The organism is Rhizobium sp. SRI_017, from assembly GCF_057586295.1.
Window position 1 is genome coordinate 23,755 of the sequence record NZ_JBYCZP010000003.1, and the last position, 15,619, is coordinate 39,373.

Genomic DNA, 15,619 nt, shown 5'->3' on the forward strand with positions numbered 1-15,619 from the left:
CGCACGTTGGCTAAGCGTCCTTCCTGACCTGCCGGATGCCCGGGCGAAGACCGGTGACCAGGATCGCACAGCCAAGCGCCGCTGCAAGTGCCGCAACCGTGACATTCCAGCCAAGTCGGTCGTAGACCTGACCTAAGACAAAGCTGCCGACCAGGCCGCCGGCATAGTAGGACGCGAGATAGATGCCGCTGGCGCCGGCTTTGTCGGTCACGGCGTGGCGGCCGACGAGGCCGGTCGCGATGGCCTGGGCCATGAAGGTACCGACCGCCACAAGCGCAAGGCCGGTCAAGACGACCGCCAGATGGCTGCTCAGCAGGGCCAGCAGACCCAGGATGGCAAGCGCTAGTGTCCAGACAATTGCTTGATGCGAACCTATGCTGGCAGCAATCTTGCCGGCGAGTGGCGTTGTCAGCATCGAGGGAAGGAATACGAGATAGACCAGGCCGAGCATCATCTGGGCGACACCGAGGTCGAAAAGGCGGAAATTCACATAGGTGAAGGTGCCGATGAAGACGAAGAGGATCAGGAAGCCGGATGCGAAAGCGCGTCGAAGCTCGCTGTCGGCGAAGTGATAGGTCCAGCGCCGCATGTGGAACGCACCGTCATCGCTGGTCCGCATCATGCCTGAAGTCTTTTCCAGCGCCAGCCAGACAAGCAAAGCACCTGCCAGATTGAGAGCGGCGAAGGTGAGGAAATTGATTGGCAGGCCCCCGACGCCAGCGACCGCGGCGGAGAGGAGCCGGCCGAAGAGGTTGCTCGCGACATTGCCGGTGACATAGGCCGCCAACGCGCCGGTTGCCTGGGCGGGAGAGAAATGTTCCGAGAGATAGGCCATGGTCAGCGTAAAGGCTGCCGACATGCAGAGCCCTTGCGCCACCCGCAGTATCGCGAAGATCGTCAGGTCATCGGTGAATGCGAGAAGTGTGGTCGGGATCGAGAGCAATGCAAGGCTGATCCAGATGCCGTTGCGGCGATCGATCCTACTGCCGAAGAAGGCGATGCCCAAGCCGGCGATCGCCATGCCGAAGGTGCTGGCATTGACGGCGAAGCCCATCTCGGCAGGGGTCGCCTGAAACTTCTGGACGAGCGAAGGCAGGATTGCCTGTGCGGCGAAGAGATCGACGAGCGTCAGAAAGGCAATCAGCGCGATGATCGCGAAACGCAGGCGATCGGCAGCCGCGCCTGAGGTCGCTTGTGGCGGGTTGATGACATGTTCGATGCCGGTCATGGCCTGACTTTCTGGTCGGATCTTGGGGGACGGGATAGGGATGCGTCTCCGGCGGGCGGGCCGGAGACGCTGGTCAGGTGAGCCCGGGGTGTGCTCACATGGATTCGTTAGCGGGCATGTCCTGGGTCAGGATGTCGGCGGAGTAGAGAACAGCCGGCTCGCTGCCATTGTTCTTCCACCAGTGCGACAGCATGCCGAACTCGGCGGTAACGTCGCCGGCCTTATGCTCGATCGGCACCTTGCAGGTGCTGCGGTATTCGGTGATCGCGCCGGACACGACCAGGATATTGGCCGGGCGGGCTTCGTGCGAATGCCACGGCACGACGCCACCCGGCTGCACGACGAGCTTGCGCATGCGGAAGGCGCTGTTCTTCCAGGCATCGCCCTTGGTGGAGAGGTCGATCGAGGAAATGACTTCGTCCGTGACATCCTTGGGCATCATTTCGCCGGGCTGCATGCCGTCTGCGGCGACCTGGTCGGCGGGACATTCGCCGGCGAAGGCGTGGCCTGTGGGAATGGCGGTGAAGGCGGCAAGTGCGAGAGCGGCGGACAGCGCGAGGCGGCTGGCATTGAGTTCGAGTTTCATGAATATCTCCTTGTTGGGCCCGGACGGGAGGCGTCCTCACCGGGCATGGAAGGAGCATGGAGGACGGCCGCAACGAAGAGAAATGCCGCCTTCTTCTCGATTTCATAGCTTCAGGCTATCGTGAAATTCCGGACGCACGAAAGCACCCGCCGAGGCGGGGCCAGATCTTCCTGTGTTGCTTTTCATGTGGTGCGGGCCGGTGGTGCAGCCCAGCCGTAGGATTTGACAGCATTGACGAAGGCCGAGACGGCGGGTGAAAAGCGTCGACCGGCGACTGTCACCAAGCAGACCTCTCGCGTCACAGCCGGGTCTGTCACCGGCCTGACCTGAAGGCCGGGTACGACTGCGCTATATTCCGGGATGAAGCAGATGCCGAGTCCGCCGGCGACGAGGTTCTGGATCCAGTCCTCGCGCTCGCTGGAATAGGAATCGTGCGTCTTCACACCCTGCGCGTCGCAGAGTGCGGACAGGTGGTCCCAATATTCGCAGTTGACCCGCTTGAGATAGATTTCGCCGTCGATCGCAGAGATTGGGATCTCGTCATATTGGGCGAGACGGTGGCCGGGCGGAAAGGCGAGCATGAAGCGTTCGCGGAAGAGCGGCGTGACGTCGAACCGCTCGGGAAATTTTTCCGCTGTCGACATGAGCGCCACGTCGATCGCACCCTGCTCCAGCAGTTCGGAGAGCTTGGCTGGAACGCCCTCGACGAGCTGCAGCTGAATGCCCTTGTGGCGCATGTTGAAGTCGGTGAGCAGGCCCGTGAAGCGACGCGGCCCGATCGTGCACATGATGCCGACCTTGAGATGCGCTTCATTGAGGCAAAGAAACATCGATGCCTCCTTCTTCACGCCGGTCAATTCGTCCAGCACTTGCTGGAAGCGCGGGCGCAGCAGATTGCCGAGATCGGTTATGTGGGTGAGGTTGCGCTCGCGGCGGAAGAGCAGGCCGCCGACCTCGTCTTCTAGTTGCTGGACCGCCCGGCTGAGCGCCGGCTGTGTCACATTGCACTTTTCCGCGGCCCGCGTGAAATTCCGCGTCTCGCAGACTGCGAGAAAGTAGCGGATGTGATGGATATCCATTGACGGTTCCCCCGGAGGTGTCGATGCGTCTGCATCTAGTCTCTCTTCACATACTCCACCAATGCAATCCCATTATCAATTCCATGCCAGACCGGCATTTTTAATTAGGCATGGGAGGCGGCATTCTCACTCCAGGCCGAGAGCGGCAACCTGACTTGATGGAGACGAGAATGCTGAATGCGCTTGATACCGAAACCGAAGCCATGGTCGGCCGCAAGCGGCTCGAAGGCCGCACGGCGATCGTAACGGGATCCACGAGTGGCATCGGATTGGGCATCGCCCATGCCCTGGCCCGTGCCGGCGCTGCCGTGATGCTGAATGGCTTCGGCGAGCCCAATGAGATCGAGATGCTGCGCGCCGAGATGGCGTCGGACAACGATGTCGATGTCGCCTATGACCCTGCCGACATGAGCCGGCGCGACGACATCGCGATGATGGTCCAGCGCGCGGAGAAGCGCTTCGGTCAGGTCGATATCGTCGTCAACAATGCCGGAATCCAGCACGTCTCGCCGATCGGCAAGTTCCCTGCAGAGAAGTGGGATGCGATCATGGCGATCAATCTCTCCTCCGCTTTCCACCTTGTGCAGGCGACTTTCGATGGCATGTGCGAGCGCGGCTACGGCCGGATCATCAACGTGGCATCTGCCCATGGCCTGGTCGCCTCGCCCTTCAAGTCGGCCTATGTCGCCGCCAAACATGGCATGGTGGGCTTCACCAAGACGATCGCGCTCGAAGGCGCTGAGTTCGGTGTGACCTCGAACGCAATCTGCCCTGGCTATGTCTGGACCCCGCTGGTCGAACGGCAGATCGAGGCGCAGGCGAAATCGCACAACATCGCCCGCGACGCCGTGATCCGCGATGTCTTCCTCAAGAACCAACCGACCAAGCGCTTCGCAACGGTCGAGGAAATGGGCGCGCTTGCGGTTTTCCTGTCCTGCGACCTCGCCGGATCGATTACCGGCGCGGCCATTCCTGTCGATGGCGGCTGGACGGCTCATTGACCCAACAGTGCTTTCCCGGAGGGACGAAGATGAACAAACATGCTGATCCAAAGAGCATGAAGGCCGAACCAGCCATGGCCGCGTCCGCGACCGGGCTGCGTGGCCCGCGGACGATCAATCTCGCGCTCCAGGGCGGTGGGGCGCATGGCGCCTTTACCTGGGGTGTTCTCGATCGCCTGCTCGATGAGCCGAAACTGGCTTTCGACGGTATCGTCGCAACGAGTGCCGGTGCGATGAATGCGGCGGTCATGGCCTATGGCCTGGCGGAAGGTGGCCGGAGCGGTGCCCAGACGGCGCTTGCCAATTTCTGGCGGCGCGTCAGCCATGCCTCGGCTTCCGGGCCTTTGCAGCCATCGCTGATGGATCGGATCACGGGTTCGCGCAGCCTCGAATTTTCTCCTGCCTTCGTGATGTTCGACATGATCACGCGGCTGATGTCGCCCTATCAGTTCAATCCGTTCAACTACAATCCGCTGCGGCAGGTGCTGGAGCAGTCGATCGATGTCAATGCCATCCGCATGGCGCGTTGCCCGGTCAAGCTCAATATCTGTGCCACCAATGTGCGCACCGGCAAGGTGAAGGTCTTCGACAATGACGAACTGTCGATCGAGGCCGTGATGGCGTCGGCCTGCCTGCCTTTCCTGTTCCAGGCCGTCGAGATCGATGGCGAGGCCTATTGGGACGGCGGCTATATGGGCAATCCGGCGATCTTTCCGCTGATCTACAGCTGCGACACGCCGGATGTGCTGGTCGTACACATCAATCCGATAGAGCGGGAGGAAGTGCCGAAGTCAGCATCGGAGATCCTCAACCGCATCAACGAGATCAGTTTCAACTCGTCGCTTCTGCGGGAGATGCGGGCGATCGCCTTCGTCACAGATCTGATCGACAATGCCGCCGACGATCGCCACAACCTCAAGCGCATTTTCGTGCACGGCATATCCGACGACGATACGATGCGCGGGCTGAGCGTCTCCTCGAAGATGAATGCCGATTGGGGGGCGCTTGTCGACCTTCGCGACCGCGGCCGGCAATGCGCGGACGCGTGGCTATCCGAGAACTACCAGGCCATCGGCCGGCGTTCCACCGTGGATATTCGCGACCGCTACCTCTGATCCCATCTGCAAGTTTGTCGCATGGATTCGCCGTTCCCTTCCATGCGGTACCGGGCTCCCTCTGACGAGAGGGAGCCCTTTTTGATTCAAGGGCTTAGGCGTGCATAGCCGCGACCTATCGAAACCATGCCGCAACAGCATTTCGATCGCTCGACCCCTTCTGGGAAACTCCGGTCAGTCAGATCGATGGACGGTCTGATGCCCATCAACCCAAGGAGAGTTTCCCGATGACCAATACCCGCATCCTGCTCGGTTCCGCGCTTGCCGCCATGACCTCGTTCGCTGCTTCGTCCGCCTATGCGGAGCCCGCCGCCCAGCCCGAATTCTCATTCGAGAAGTGCTACGGCGTCGTCAAGGCCGGCCTCAATGATTGCCAGACGGCGACGCATTCCTGTGCTGGCACATCCACCGCCGACAACCAGAACGATGCCTGGATCTACGTGCCGGCCGGCACCTGCGCAAAGATCAGCGGTGGCGCCATCGAGCCGAAGGCCTGATCGCCAAGCCCATCCTCTAGAACCCGGGAGAGCATCCATGTCCAAGATTTATCCAAGCCTTCCCGTGCCGGAATCAGCGGGCATCGGCCTGCGCTCCCGGCACATTTCCGAAATCCTCTCGCGCCGTCCGTGCGCGGGATGGCTCGAAGTCCATGCTGAAAACTACATGGGAGAGTCGGCTGCTGTTTCCGCGCTCGAAAGGATCCGCGAGACCTATCCGCTGTCGATGCATGGCGTAGGCCTGTCACTCGGTAGCGCCGGCGGTCTGGATCGGGACCACCTCGAGCGGCTACGCCGCACATGCCGCCGTTTCCAGCCGGCACTGTTTTCCGAGCATCTCGCCTGGAGCGTCGCCGACGGCGCCTATCTCAACGATCTCTTGCCGCTCCGCTACGACGAGCATGCACTCAGAATCGTCGCGTCGAATGTTCAACACCTGCAGGACACGCTGCAGCGGCGCGTCTTCATCGAAAATCTCTCGGCCTATGTCGAGTTCGCGGGCTCGACGATGACCGAGGCGCAGTTCCTGGCCGAGCTCGTGAGCCGCACCGGTTGCGGAATTCTGCTCGACGTCAACAACGTCTATGTCTCCGCCTGCAATCTGGGCTTCGACGCCAAGGCCTTCATCGACACGTTGCCGGCCGAGGCGATCGGCGAGATCCATCTCGCCGGCCATGCCGTCAACGAGGTCGATGGCGACATCGTGCTGATTGACGACCATGGCTCGCGCGTGCCGCCGGCTGTTTGGTCGCTCTATGCCCATGTGCTGCGCCAGATCGGCCCCCGCCCAACCCTCATCGAATGGGATACCGAGGTGCCCGCACTCGATGTGCTGCTCGGCGAAGCCATGTGGGCCGACATGATGGCCGCCTCGATCGCGTTCCAGAAATGCCCAGCCGCGCATCAGCTTGCGACACAGCTGCCGACTGCGCTGTCCACGCCGACCGATCGCGAGGCCACCCGGATGCCGGTCCTGGCTGCCCTTGCGACAATCACGCCTTCGGTCTTTGCCGCCAACTCCACCGTTCGGAGGATCCGCCATGCTGTCTAACGCTGCTCTCCAGACTTCCGTCAGGCAAGCCATCCTCGGTTCTGCAACCACCGACCTTGCGCCCGAATTCGCCAGCGGCCGCTTCGACCCGCTCCGCCGCTTCAACATTTACCGCAACAACACGTTCGCTTCCTTGACCGCTACCCTGCTTTCCGTGTTTCCGGTGACCGCGAGCCTGCTCGGCGAAGGCTACTTCCGCTTCGTCGCGGCAAGCTTTATCAAGGGCAATCCGCCGACGGAGCCGCGGCTGGTCCGCTATGGTGCGAATTTCGCGGATTTTCTTGGCCGGCTGGGCGAGCTGCACTCAATGCCCTTTGTCGCCGACGTCACCCGGCTCGAATGGCTGATCGCCGAGGCGCTCGACGCGCCGGTGGCCCAACCGCGGCCGCTTTCGGAGTTCATGGCGCGCGGCGCCGCGGCCGTGCCCGAAATCCAACTCCAGCCATCGCTCAGGCTGCTGTTCTCGCGCTGGCCGGCGCTCGACATCTGGTCCACGCATCAGCCGGGCGGTGATCTCGAGTCTCTCTCGAAGGTGAGCCGCCGTCCCGAGCGTATCGCGCTCTGGCGCAGCCATGACAGCGTTCGCTTTCTCCGTCTCGGCTCGGCGCATTACGCCTTCCTGCATGCGCTTGCGAAGCAGCGCGGCCTCGAAACCGCCGTCGGCCGCGCCGTTGCCCGCTCCGCAGACATCGATCTCGTCGCAACGCTGCACGGCCTGTTTGCCGATGGCCTCGTTGCCGCGATCCGGCCGCTCGCCGGCAACCAAACCCCCGCCCACTGAAAGGATAGGATGATGACCATGATGAACCCCGCATCCATGCCCGCGCGAGGCGGGATAACCGGCCTCTATGAGAATGTGCTCAAGCTGGCGGGTGCCGTGCCGCTCTCCGTCGTGCAGCTCACGGCGCGCCTGGCTGTCGCCAATGTCTTCTGGCAGTCGTCGCAGAGCAAGCTCGCGAGCTGGCAGGTCACGCTCCAGCTCTTCGCCTTCGAGTATCGTTTGCCTGTCATTAGTCCGGTCCTTGCAGCCTACATGGCGACGGCGGCAGAATTGACTGGAGCAGTCCTGATCTTCTTCGGCCTGTTCTCGCGCCTGGCGGCCCTGATGCTGCTCGGCGTGGTCGCGACGATCCAGATCTTCGTCTATCCCGGCCATTGGGGCGAGCACCTTACCTGGGCCGTGGCGCTGCTTCTGATCTTCGCGCGTGGCGCGGGCGTGATCTCGCTCGACCACCTCGTTCGCCTGTTCTTTCCGGCGAGGGGCTGAGCATGCGCACTGATGGTCAGGAAGTGATGACGGGCGGTACTGCCCCCACCGCTGAGGTCGTTTCAGCAGAGCCGACCGAGGCGTATGCCGGCCGGCCGCGCGTGGTGATCCTCGGCGCCGGCTTTGGTGGCCTGACGGCCGCCATGTCTCTCCGGCGGGCCGACGTCGATATCACCGTGGTCGACCGGCGCAACTATCATCTCTTCCAGCCGCTGCTCTATCAGGTGGCGACGGCTGGGCTCTCGCCCGCGCAGATCGCCATGCCGATCCGTCGCGTCCTGTCGCACCAGAAGAATGCGACCGTGCTGATGCAGCGCGTCGAGGCCATCGACGTCAGGGCACGGCTCGTCCACACGATCGATCGCACGATCGCCTATGACTATCTCATCGTGGCGACTGGCGCCCGCCACGCCTATTTCGGCCACGAGGAATGGGCCGAGACTGCACCCGGGCTCAAGACGATCGGCGATGCTACCGCCATTCGTGCCCGCATCCTTTCCGCCTTCGAGCGCGCCGAGGTCACCAAGGACGAAGCGCTGAGACGGGCGCTGCTCACCTTCGTCGTCGTGGGCGGAGGGCCGACCGGCGTCGAACTCGCCGGCGCGATCGCCGAGCTCGCCCGCAAGGTCATTGTCCGGGATTTCCGGCACATCGATGCCTCATCCGCCCAGGTCATGCTGATCGAGGCCGGCGACCGGCTGCTTCCCGCATTTCCCGCCTGTCTTTCCGGCAAGGCGCGTCGCCAGCTGGAAGCACTCGGCGTCAAGGTGGTCACGTCGGCTGCCGTGGTCCGCTGCGACGCGAACGGCGTGGCTCTGGCAGATGGCCGCGAAATCGCCTCGCACTGTCTCCTCTGGGCTGCAGGCGTCATGGCTTCCAAGGCGGCAAAATGGCTGAATGCCGAGAAGGATCGCGCCGGCCGCGTCGTGGTCGACGAGAACCTCAATCTGCCGGGCCAGGCCAACGTCTTCGTCATCGGCGACACGGCTGCGGCCATGGGGCCGGACGGCCGCTTCGTGCCGGGGATTGCGCCGGCCGCCAAGCAGATGGGCCAGCATGTCGCGGGCTCGATCCGCCGGCTCGTCGCCGGCTTGCCGGTCGACCCGTTCCGCTACCGCCACCTCGGCAACCTGGCGACGATCGGGCGCAAGGCCGCAGTCGTGGATTTCGGACGCGTCCGGCTCTCCGGTTTCTCGGCCTGGCTGGTCTGGAACCTGGCCCATCTCTGGTTTTTGGTCGGCTTTCGCAACCGGCTCGTCGTCTTCATGGACTGGGCGCTTGCCTATCTCCGCTACGAGCGCAACGCCCGTTTGATCACTGACCGCTATGAGCGCTGATGGTCTCTTCCGCATAAAGCTGGGCCGCGCCGTCACGACGCTGCTTCTGCTTGCCGTCATCTCGACCGCCGGCCCGGTGCATCTGATCTGGCTCCGGACCGCGAGCAGCAATGTCGAGAGGGTGGTGGCAAGCCTCGACACCCAGAGCGCGTCAGCTGTGCGCAACGAGCTGTCCTCGCATCTCGCACTGGTTTCGAGCACGGCCGAGATCGTGCGCTCCATCTTCTTTCAAGGGGCGATCAAACCGGACGATGAGGTCAAGCGCGAGTTCCTCTTCCTGTCGCTGCTTCGGGAGCAGCCGGCGATTGCATGGATCGGCTTCGGCTTTCCCGATGGCCGCTTCTTCGGCTCGCATGCCACGCCCGACGGGCGGATCGAGATGATCGAGATCGGCAAGACCAAGCGGGGCGACCCACGCCCACTGCGTCGCGACCGCTACAAGCCCATTCCCGGCGACATTTTCTTCGAGGATCGGCTGAAGACAGAGACGGCTTACATCGCGGAAGGTTCGCCATGGTTCCGGCTGGGCAAGGGTAGTCGCGAGCCCGCATGGGCGCTGGTCGATATTCTGCCTGGTGGTTTCGAGCCCTCGATCGTGGTTTCCAAGCGCGTGGAGCTCTTTGGCCGCTTCGAAGGTGTCGTCATGGTGGCGGTGAGCCTCGGGCGCCTGTCGCAGACACTCAAGGCACTCTCGATTCCCAAGGGGAGCAAGGTCTATCTGCTTGCCAAGAACGACATGGTGCTAGCGACATCCGATCCATCGGACAATGCCATGGCGGCACATCTCGCGGATTTTCCTTCTGCTGATGGTCTGTCCGTCGCCGTGCGAAACGCCCGAAAGACCCATCGTGAGGCTTCCTTCCGCGCCGTTGCAGAAGGCCCCGGCATCGGCCCGGTCTTCGTCTCCTCGACCGAACTTCCCTTTGAGGACTGGCGGCTGGTAACGGCGATACCGCGGGCGACATTCGCCGGCGATATCGACAGCAACACACAGCGCGTGCTCTTCATCATTGCCGGCATTGCGCTTCTGGCCGTTGTCATCGCCATCCTGTTTGCCCGGCAACTCTTCGCCCGGCCGCTCTCACGGCTGTCGCGCCAACTGCAGGCCGTCGAACAATTCGATCTCGAGTCGGTGCAGCACAGTCCCACGATGCTGGCGGAACTCGACGATTTCTCACAGGCGCTGAAGCGGATGTCGACGGGGCTTGCCGCATTCGCGCGTTTCATGCCGACGGATGTCGTCCGGCCGCTGATCGAGGGTGGGCTTGCAGCCAAGCCGGGTGGGGAGTTGCGTGACATCACGATCATGTTCGCCGACCTGCCGGGCTTCACGGAGCTCACGGAAGAGCTCGGCGCAGGCGTCGAGCCGCTGCTCACCCAGTTCCTCACACTGTCGATCGACGCCATTCATGCCGAGGGCGGCACGGTCGACAAGTTCATCGGCGACGCGGTAATGGCGATCTGGAATGCACCCAACGACCAGTCCGATCACGCGCTCCGGGCCTGCCGCGCCGCGGCCAGGATAAGCGCGGCACTGCATGCCATGCCGCCATTGGCCGAGAAGCACGACCGCATTCGCGTTCGCATCGGTATCAATTCGGGCACCGCGCTGGTTGGCAATATCGGCTCGACGGAGCGCCTGAGCTACACGGCGATCGGCGATGCCGTGAACCTCGCGAGCAGGCTGGTCGGCGTCGCCAAAGAGCACGGTGTCGAGATCGTGCTGAGCGGCGAGACGCTCGCCCGGACGAAGCACGGTCTTCAGACGCGCGCTCTTGGGGAAACGGCCATTCGCGGCAAATCAAAGCCGGTGCCGATCTTCACCATCGATGGAAAGCCCGCGACCGGTTGACGGGAGGAGAGCAATGCAAGGCGCATATCCTCTCATCGGCCTGCTGGCATGGCTGCAGTTCAAGCACTTTGTCGCAGACTACCTTATGCAGCCGGCCTGGATACTCCGCGGCAAGGGCAATCTGCTCCATCCCGGCGGTTATGCGCATGCCGGCCTTCACGCTCTCGGCAGCCTGCCGGCGCTGGTGCTGCTGGACCTGGATCGCGCCTGGATCGCTGCGCTCGTGCTTGGCGAGTTTGCCGTGCACTTTGCCATCGACCATCTAAAGGCGGTGCATGCTCACAGGAAGCCGGCCGCAATGACCACGCGCGCCTACTGGGCCGCGCACGGCGCCGATCAGCTGCTTCATCACATGACCTATACGGGGATCCTCGTTCTCATCAGCTCGCCGCCATAGTCGCGACCGGCTTGCCCGATGCGCATCGTATCAAAGCGACCTGGACTTTCGACGGCTGACGCGGACCCTTTTGCGGGAGGAAATAGTGCGGCCAGTTGGGTTCTTTCTGGTCTGGCCCGAGGTCGTCACTCAATTTTTCAATCGCTCCGCAAGGGCGACGACTTCTGCAGCAGTTTTGCCATTCAAGGCCTTTGTCATCGCCGCATAGTATTGAGCTGCCATCGGCTTCCGACGCTTGATTGCGGCCCGACCGCCTGACACGGTTCCATCTGTCGAGAATTGAACGATGACCAGCTTCTTGACATCACGCTCGAAGGCACGGCTGCCCGCGGGCGAGAATTGTGCAAAGACCCGGGCATAGCTGGCCTCGGCCGTCTTCCTCGAACTGAAGTCGAATCGCGGCTCATCTGCACGAGCTATTGAGGGTGCCACGGCGAGCGCACAAGTGATGGCTGCAACAGAGGCGATTGTCATAAAGATGGCGGTAAGAAGCGGTCTCATGTCTTGCTGTCCTGGAAAGTGAAGACCGGCTTATAGGGAGCGTAATGCGATGTGGCTGTTTCCGCAGGAACTCTTGGCGTGACACTCCATTCTTCATCACCACCCGGTTTGGCCAAATCAGATCCAGCCCGAAGACATAAACTCGGCCGTTAGGCTGACGGCGAGGCGTTGCTGGGAGCCCCAAGGCGCTCCCATCGAGGACGGAGACGCTCGCAGGACTGGAAGCCGGGCGCCGAAAGGCGTAATCGTCGTGCGGTCAATAATCTCCGAGAGCGTCGATGAAGCCCGAATCCACACAATCCAAGCAGGACCGCTTGAGAATCGGCTTCATTCTGGCCCGTTCCTTCACGCTTTCTGCTTTCGCGCTGTTTGTGGACACACTGCGTCTGGCAAGTGACGAAGCCGATCGGTCGGGCAGGCGGTTTGCCGATTGGCAGGTGCTCGGAAATACCCGGCATCTCATTTCATCGAGTTGCGGCGTGCAGGTCGCGCCGACGTCGGATTTCGTCGATCCGACGGAATTCAACTATATCGTGGTCGTCGGCGGACTCCTGAACCACGACGCGCCCGTTGACAATGAGACGGTCGCCTATCTGAAGAAGGCAGCGGCGCAGAAGATTCCGCTGATCGGGGTCTGCACGGGGACATTCATCCTTGCGGAAGCTGGGCTGATGAAGAACCACCAGACCTGTGTCAGCTGGCTTCATTACGACGCCTTCCGCGAGCGTTTTCCCGATGTGGATGTGCGGGCTGACCGGATCTTCAATCTCGATCGCAATCGCGGCTCATGTGCCGGAGGTAGCAGCGCTGCGGACATGGCGGCGTGGATTGTCGGGCGTCATATCAGCAAGGAGGCCGAACGGAACGCCATGGAGGTGTTGCAGATCGGAAAGGCGCGGACGGCGCTGGACATTCAGGCCCGACGTCCGCTGTCCATCGACTGCGATGACCCGAAGGTGAAGGCCGCGCTGATCATCATGGAACGGAATGTCGAGAACACCCTGTCGATACCGGAACTGGCGGCCTCCGTCGGGGTGTCGCGACGCCAGCTCGAACGGCTGTTCTTCGAGAATATGAACAGTTCGCCGGCGCTTGCCTACCGGCGCGTTCGCCTGGAGCGTGCGCGGCATCTGCTCATTCAAACCAAGGCGCCCTTGATAGAAATTGCCATCGAGGTGGGGTTCGAGAATGCGTCCCACTTCGCCAAGCTATTTAGAAAGACCTATGGTCAGTCTCCGACCACCTTGAGGGCCTCACTGGCCCGCAATCTGGCGAGTTAACCGGCATCTGAGGCGCGATCTCTGCTTGCCCGTTGCCTGCCGGCATTAGCCGTTGCCGACCAACTCGCGGAAACGTTCGAGCTCCTGTTCCGGGATTTTCACCAGATGCTGCGGCTCGGGATAGGCGCCAGAGGAGACGTCGTTCCGGAATTCTCGGAAAGCAGCGATGCGCTCCGCCTGCAGCCGGTCGAATTCGGCGGCGAAGTTGCGATAGATCTTGGCGTGCCGTGGGACGTGGCCGCGGTTCTGGCCGAGGACGTCGTCAGCGAAGAGATACTGGGCGTCGCAGCCTGCGCCGGCGCCCATCGAGATCATGAAAAGGCTGGTTCTCCCGCTAATCGAGGATGCGATCTCGGCGGGAACGACTTCGATCTCCGCAGCGAATGCGCCGGCGTCCTCGAGCGTCTTGACCGCCTTCCAGATCGCAATGGCGCTCTCGACGGTCTTGCCGACGGCGCGGAAACCGCCGGTCCAGGTGGCTTTCGAGGGGATGAGGCCGACATGGCTGCAGACCGGAATGCCTTCGTCGCGCAAGCGGCGGATCGTGCCGAGGCTTGCCGCGCAATAGACGGCATCGCCACCGGCGCGGATCGCCTGGAATGCAGCCCTGAGATAGTCCTCGGCGGTGATGAAGTCGCCATATTCCAGGCCGGGAACGGCGAAGACGGAGGGCGCTGCTTCGCGGAAGGCCGGACCGAGAAGAGCCGGCGGGACTGACACCAGTTCGATGCCGGCGGCTTCGGCCGCGGCGGCCTCGTCGAGGGTCGCGACACGCAGCATGCTCAGCTGGCGCCGGCCCTTGAGCGCGAGCAGGTCGGCGACGGTCGGACGGTAGGACTTCTTCACGGCATTTTCCTCATGCGGCCCTGAGCAGGGATTTCAGTTTCGATGTCGGATCGGCCAGCGTGGCAGGATCGGGCCGCGCGCCGGCGGCGACGAGCATTTCGGCGAGCCGGATATCGTGGGCGACGGCGTTTCCCGTGCCCAGTCCCGAGGCGGCCAACAGCCTGCCGTCATCAGACAGGTGGAACAGGATCACGCTGCCGTCGTCCTGCCTTCGCTCGACAGTCCCGCTTGCGCCATCAGCCAGGCCCGCGACCAGTAGCGTGAGGTCATACTGATCGGACCAGAACCAGGGCACGGCGCTGAGCGGCGTCGGCGTGCCAAGCATATTGGCGGCGGCCAGGGCGCCCTGTTCTTGGGCGCTCCGCCAGGACTCGAGCCGTACGCGTCTGCCGTCGTAGACGGAAAGCGGAAAGTTGCAGCAATCGCCGGCGGCGAAGATGTCAGGATCGGTGGTCTTGAGATGGGGATCGACGATGATACCGTTGTCGATGGAGAGGCCGGCGGCCTCGGCCAGTGCCGTATTCGGGATGGCGCCGATGCCGACGACGAGAATGTCGGCATCGATGACCGTGTCGTCTGCGAGCAAGACCGAGACACCCTCGGCGGTCCGGGACACGGTGCTTATTGCCAATCCGCAGTGGAAGGTCACGCCTTCCGACACGTGGCGTTCGTGCAGAAGCGCCGCCAGGCCCTCTGGCACGCCACGCATGAGGATGCGTGGCAGAACTTCGATGAGCGTGACATCGGCGCCGGCCTGGCGAAAGGTTGCCGCAAGTTCGAGGCCAATGAAGCCACCGCCGATGATCGCGATCTTCCTGCCGGCCGTCATCCAGCGCTGGAGTGCCATGGCATCTTCGTGATTGCGAAGGGAAAGGACGCGGTCACCGTCGAACGGCAGGCCGGGAAGCGGGCGAGGGCGCGCACCGGTGGCGATCAATAACCGTTGGTAACGGATCGCGGGCCCATCCGCGATGTCGACCGTTTTGGACTCGCGATCTACGCCGTTGACCCGCGTGCCGCGCAGGAAGCGGATGCCTGCTTCTTCATAGCGGTGCTCCTCGGCTATCAGCTTGGGGACCGCGCTCGAGCCCTTGGATAGCGGCGGCCGCTCATAGGGGAGCGCGGCCTCTTCACCAACAAGTGTAACGGGACCCGCATAACCGGCCTCGCGCAGGGCAAAGGCTGCGCGCACGCCACATTCGCCGGCTCCGACGATGACCATTCCTCGCGAAGCCACGTCAGCCCACCTGAATGAAGACGGAGCCGCCTTCCACCTTGACCGGATAGGTCTTGAGATTGACGCAGACCGGGGCGCCTCTGGCTTCGCCGGTCTTGTAGTTGAAGCGACCGTTATGCTTCGGACATTCGATGATATCGTCCATGACGAGTCCATCGGCGAGATGGATCTTTTCATGCGTGCAGAGCCCATCCGTCGCATGGAACGTGTCGTCGGGGCTGCGATAGATCGCAAAGGTCCTGCCGTCGTGATCGAAGCGGATCACATCCTCCTCGTCGATCTCGTCGCGTTCGCAGACTTCGACCCAGTTGCTCATAGTCTCCTCCAGTCCTATCTCAAAATCGG

The 15,619-nt window shown here is 62.8% G+C and carries 17 protein-coding genes; 10 read left to right on the plus strand and 7 right to left on the minus strand.

The window, feature by feature from the left end; all coding sequences use genetic code 11:
• Nucleotides 1-10 precede the first annotated feature (10 nt).
• The 3 genes from AC2YI2_RS07855 to AC2YI2_RS07865 form a co-directional block, all read right to left on the minus strand.
• On the minus strand, nt 11-1,228 hold the full coding sequence (locus AC2YI2_RS07855) for an MFS transporter (RefSeq protein ID WP_487385904.1): 1,218 nt from the start codon (nt 1,226-1,228) through the stop codon (nt 11-13).
• 94 nt (nt 1,229-1,322) lie between these two features.
• Nucleotides 1,323-1,814, minus strand: a complete 492-nt coding sequence (locus AC2YI2_RS07860) for a cupin domain-containing protein (protein WP_487385905.1) — start codon at nt 1,812-1,814, stop codon at nt 1,323-1,325.
• Nucleotides 1,815-1,996: 182 nt separating this feature from the next.
• A complete protein-coding gene (locus AC2YI2_RS07865; RefSeq protein WP_487385906.1) occupies nt 1,997-2,893 on the minus strand; it encodes a LysR family transcriptional regulator in 897 nt (298 codons plus the stop codon).
• Nucleotides 2,894-3,063: 170 nt separating this feature from the next.
• Here AC2YI2_RS07865 and AC2YI2_RS07870 point away from each other — a divergent pair, with 170 nt between their 5' ends.
• The 9 genes from AC2YI2_RS07870 to AC2YI2_RS07910 all read left to right on the plus strand — a co-directional run bounded on the left by AC2YI2_RS07870 (nt 3,064) and on the right by AC2YI2_RS07910 (nt 11,410).
• The gene (locus AC2YI2_RS07870; protein WP_487385907.1) at nt 3,064-3,894 is read left to right on the plus strand and encodes a 3-hydroxybutyrate dehydrogenase; all 831 of its coding nucleotides are present in this window, start codon (nt 3,064-3,066) and stop codon (nt 3,892-3,894) included.
• A gap of 29 nt (nt 3,895-3,923) precedes the next feature.
• Nucleotides 3,924-5,009: a patatin-like phospholipase family protein gene (locus AC2YI2_RS07875; RefSeq protein WP_487385908.1), complete on the plus strand. Its 1,086-nt coding sequence runs from the start codon at nt 3,924-3,926 to the stop codon at nt 5,007-5,009.
• A gap of 227 nt (nt 5,010-5,236) precedes the next feature.
• The gene (locus AC2YI2_RS07880; protein ID WP_487385909.1) at nt 5,237-5,506 is read left to right on the plus strand and encodes a BufA1 family periplasmic bufferin-type metallophore; all 270 of its coding nucleotides are present in this window, start codon (nt 5,237-5,239) and stop codon (nt 5,504-5,506) included.
• Nucleotides 5,507-5,543: 37 nt separating this feature from the next.
• The gene (gene bufB, locus AC2YI2_RS07885; protein ID WP_487385910.1) at nt 5,544-6,557 is read left to right on the plus strand and encodes an MNIO family bufferin maturase; all 1,014 of its coding nucleotides are present in this window, start codon (nt 5,544-5,546) and stop codon (nt 6,555-6,557) included.
• A complete protein-coding gene (locus AC2YI2_RS07890) occupies nt 6,547-7,338 on the plus strand; it encodes an HvfC/BufC family peptide modification chaperone (protein WP_487385911.1) in 792 nt (263 codons plus the stop codon). The genes bufB and AC2YI2_RS07890 overlap by 11 nt, the downstream gene beginning before the upstream one ends.
• A 12-nt stretch (nt 7,339-7,350) precedes the next feature.
• On the plus strand, nt 7,351-7,824 hold the full coding sequence (locus tag AC2YI2_RS07895; RefSeq protein ID WP_487385912.1) for a DoxX family protein: 474 nt from the start codon (nt 7,351-7,353) through the stop codon (nt 7,822-7,824).
• 2 nt (nt 7,825-7,826) lie between these two features.
• Nucleotides 7,827-9,161 carry an NAD(P)/FAD-dependent oxidoreductase gene (locus AC2YI2_RS07900; protein ID WP_487385913.1) on the plus strand — a complete coding sequence of 445 codons (1,335 nt, stop codon included), beginning with the start codon at nt 7,827-7,829 and terminating at the stop codon, nt 9,159-9,161.
• Nucleotides 9,151-11,013, plus strand: coding sequence for an adenylate/guanylate cyclase domain-containing protein (locus AC2YI2_RS07905; protein WP_487385914.1), 1,863 nt, complete (start codon nt 9,151-9,153; stop codon nt 11,011-11,013). The genes AC2YI2_RS07900 and AC2YI2_RS07905 overlap by 11 nt, the downstream gene beginning before the upstream one ends.
• 13 nt (nt 11,014-11,026) lie before the next feature.
• The gene (locus tag AC2YI2_RS07910) at nt 11,027-11,410 is read left to right on the plus strand and encodes a DUF3307 domain-containing protein (protein ID WP_487385915.1); all 384 of its coding nucleotides are present in this window, start codon (nt 11,027-11,029) and stop codon (nt 11,408-11,410) included.
• Between the two features lie 129 nt (nt 11,411-11,539).
• Here AC2YI2_RS07910 and AC2YI2_RS07915 read toward each other — a convergent pair whose 3' ends face one another.
• Nucleotides 11,540-11,911 (minus strand): hypothetical protein, encoded by a 372-nt coding sequence (locus AC2YI2_RS07915; RefSeq protein ID WP_487385916.1) that lies wholly within the window; start codon nt 11,909-11,911, stop codon nt 11,540-11,542.
• A gap of 278 nt (nt 11,912-12,189) precedes the next feature.
• On the opposite strand from AC2YI2_RS07915, the gene AC2YI2_RS07920 reads away from it, so the two are divergent.
• Complete coding sequence (locus AC2YI2_RS07920; protein WP_487385917.1) at nt 12,190-13,191, plus strand: GlxA family transcriptional regulator; 1,002 nt, start codon at nt 12,190-12,192, stop codon at nt 13,189-13,191.
• Between the two features lie 45 nt (nt 13,192-13,236).
• Here the strand turns inward: AC2YI2_RS07920 and AC2YI2_RS07925 are convergent, their stop codons facing one another.
• Genes AC2YI2_RS07925 through AC2YI2_RS07935 form a run of 3 tightly spaced genes read right to left on the minus strand, consistent with a single transcriptional unit; the run spans nt 13,237 to nt 15,590 of the window.
• Entirely contained in the window at nt 13,237-14,037 is an 801-nt protein-coding gene (locus AC2YI2_RS07925) for a 3-methyl-2-oxobutanoate hydroxymethyltransferase (protein ID WP_487385918.1), read from the minus strand.
• Between the two features lie 10 nt (nt 14,038-14,047).
• The gene (locus AC2YI2_RS07930; RefSeq protein ID WP_487386346.1) at nt 14,048-15,259 is read right to left on the minus strand and encodes an NAD(P)/FAD-dependent oxidoreductase; all 1,212 of its coding nucleotides are present in this window, start codon (nt 15,257-15,259) and stop codon (nt 14,048-14,050) included.
• Nucleotides 15,260-15,275: 16 nt separating this feature from the next.
• Nucleotides 15,276-15,590 carry a MocE family 2Fe-2S type ferredoxin gene (locus tag AC2YI2_RS07935; RefSeq protein WP_487385919.1) on the minus strand — a complete coding sequence of 105 codons (315 nt, stop codon included), beginning with the start codon at nt 15,588-15,590 and terminating at the stop codon, nt 15,276-15,278.
• Nucleotides 15,591-15,619 lie beyond the last annotated feature (29 nt).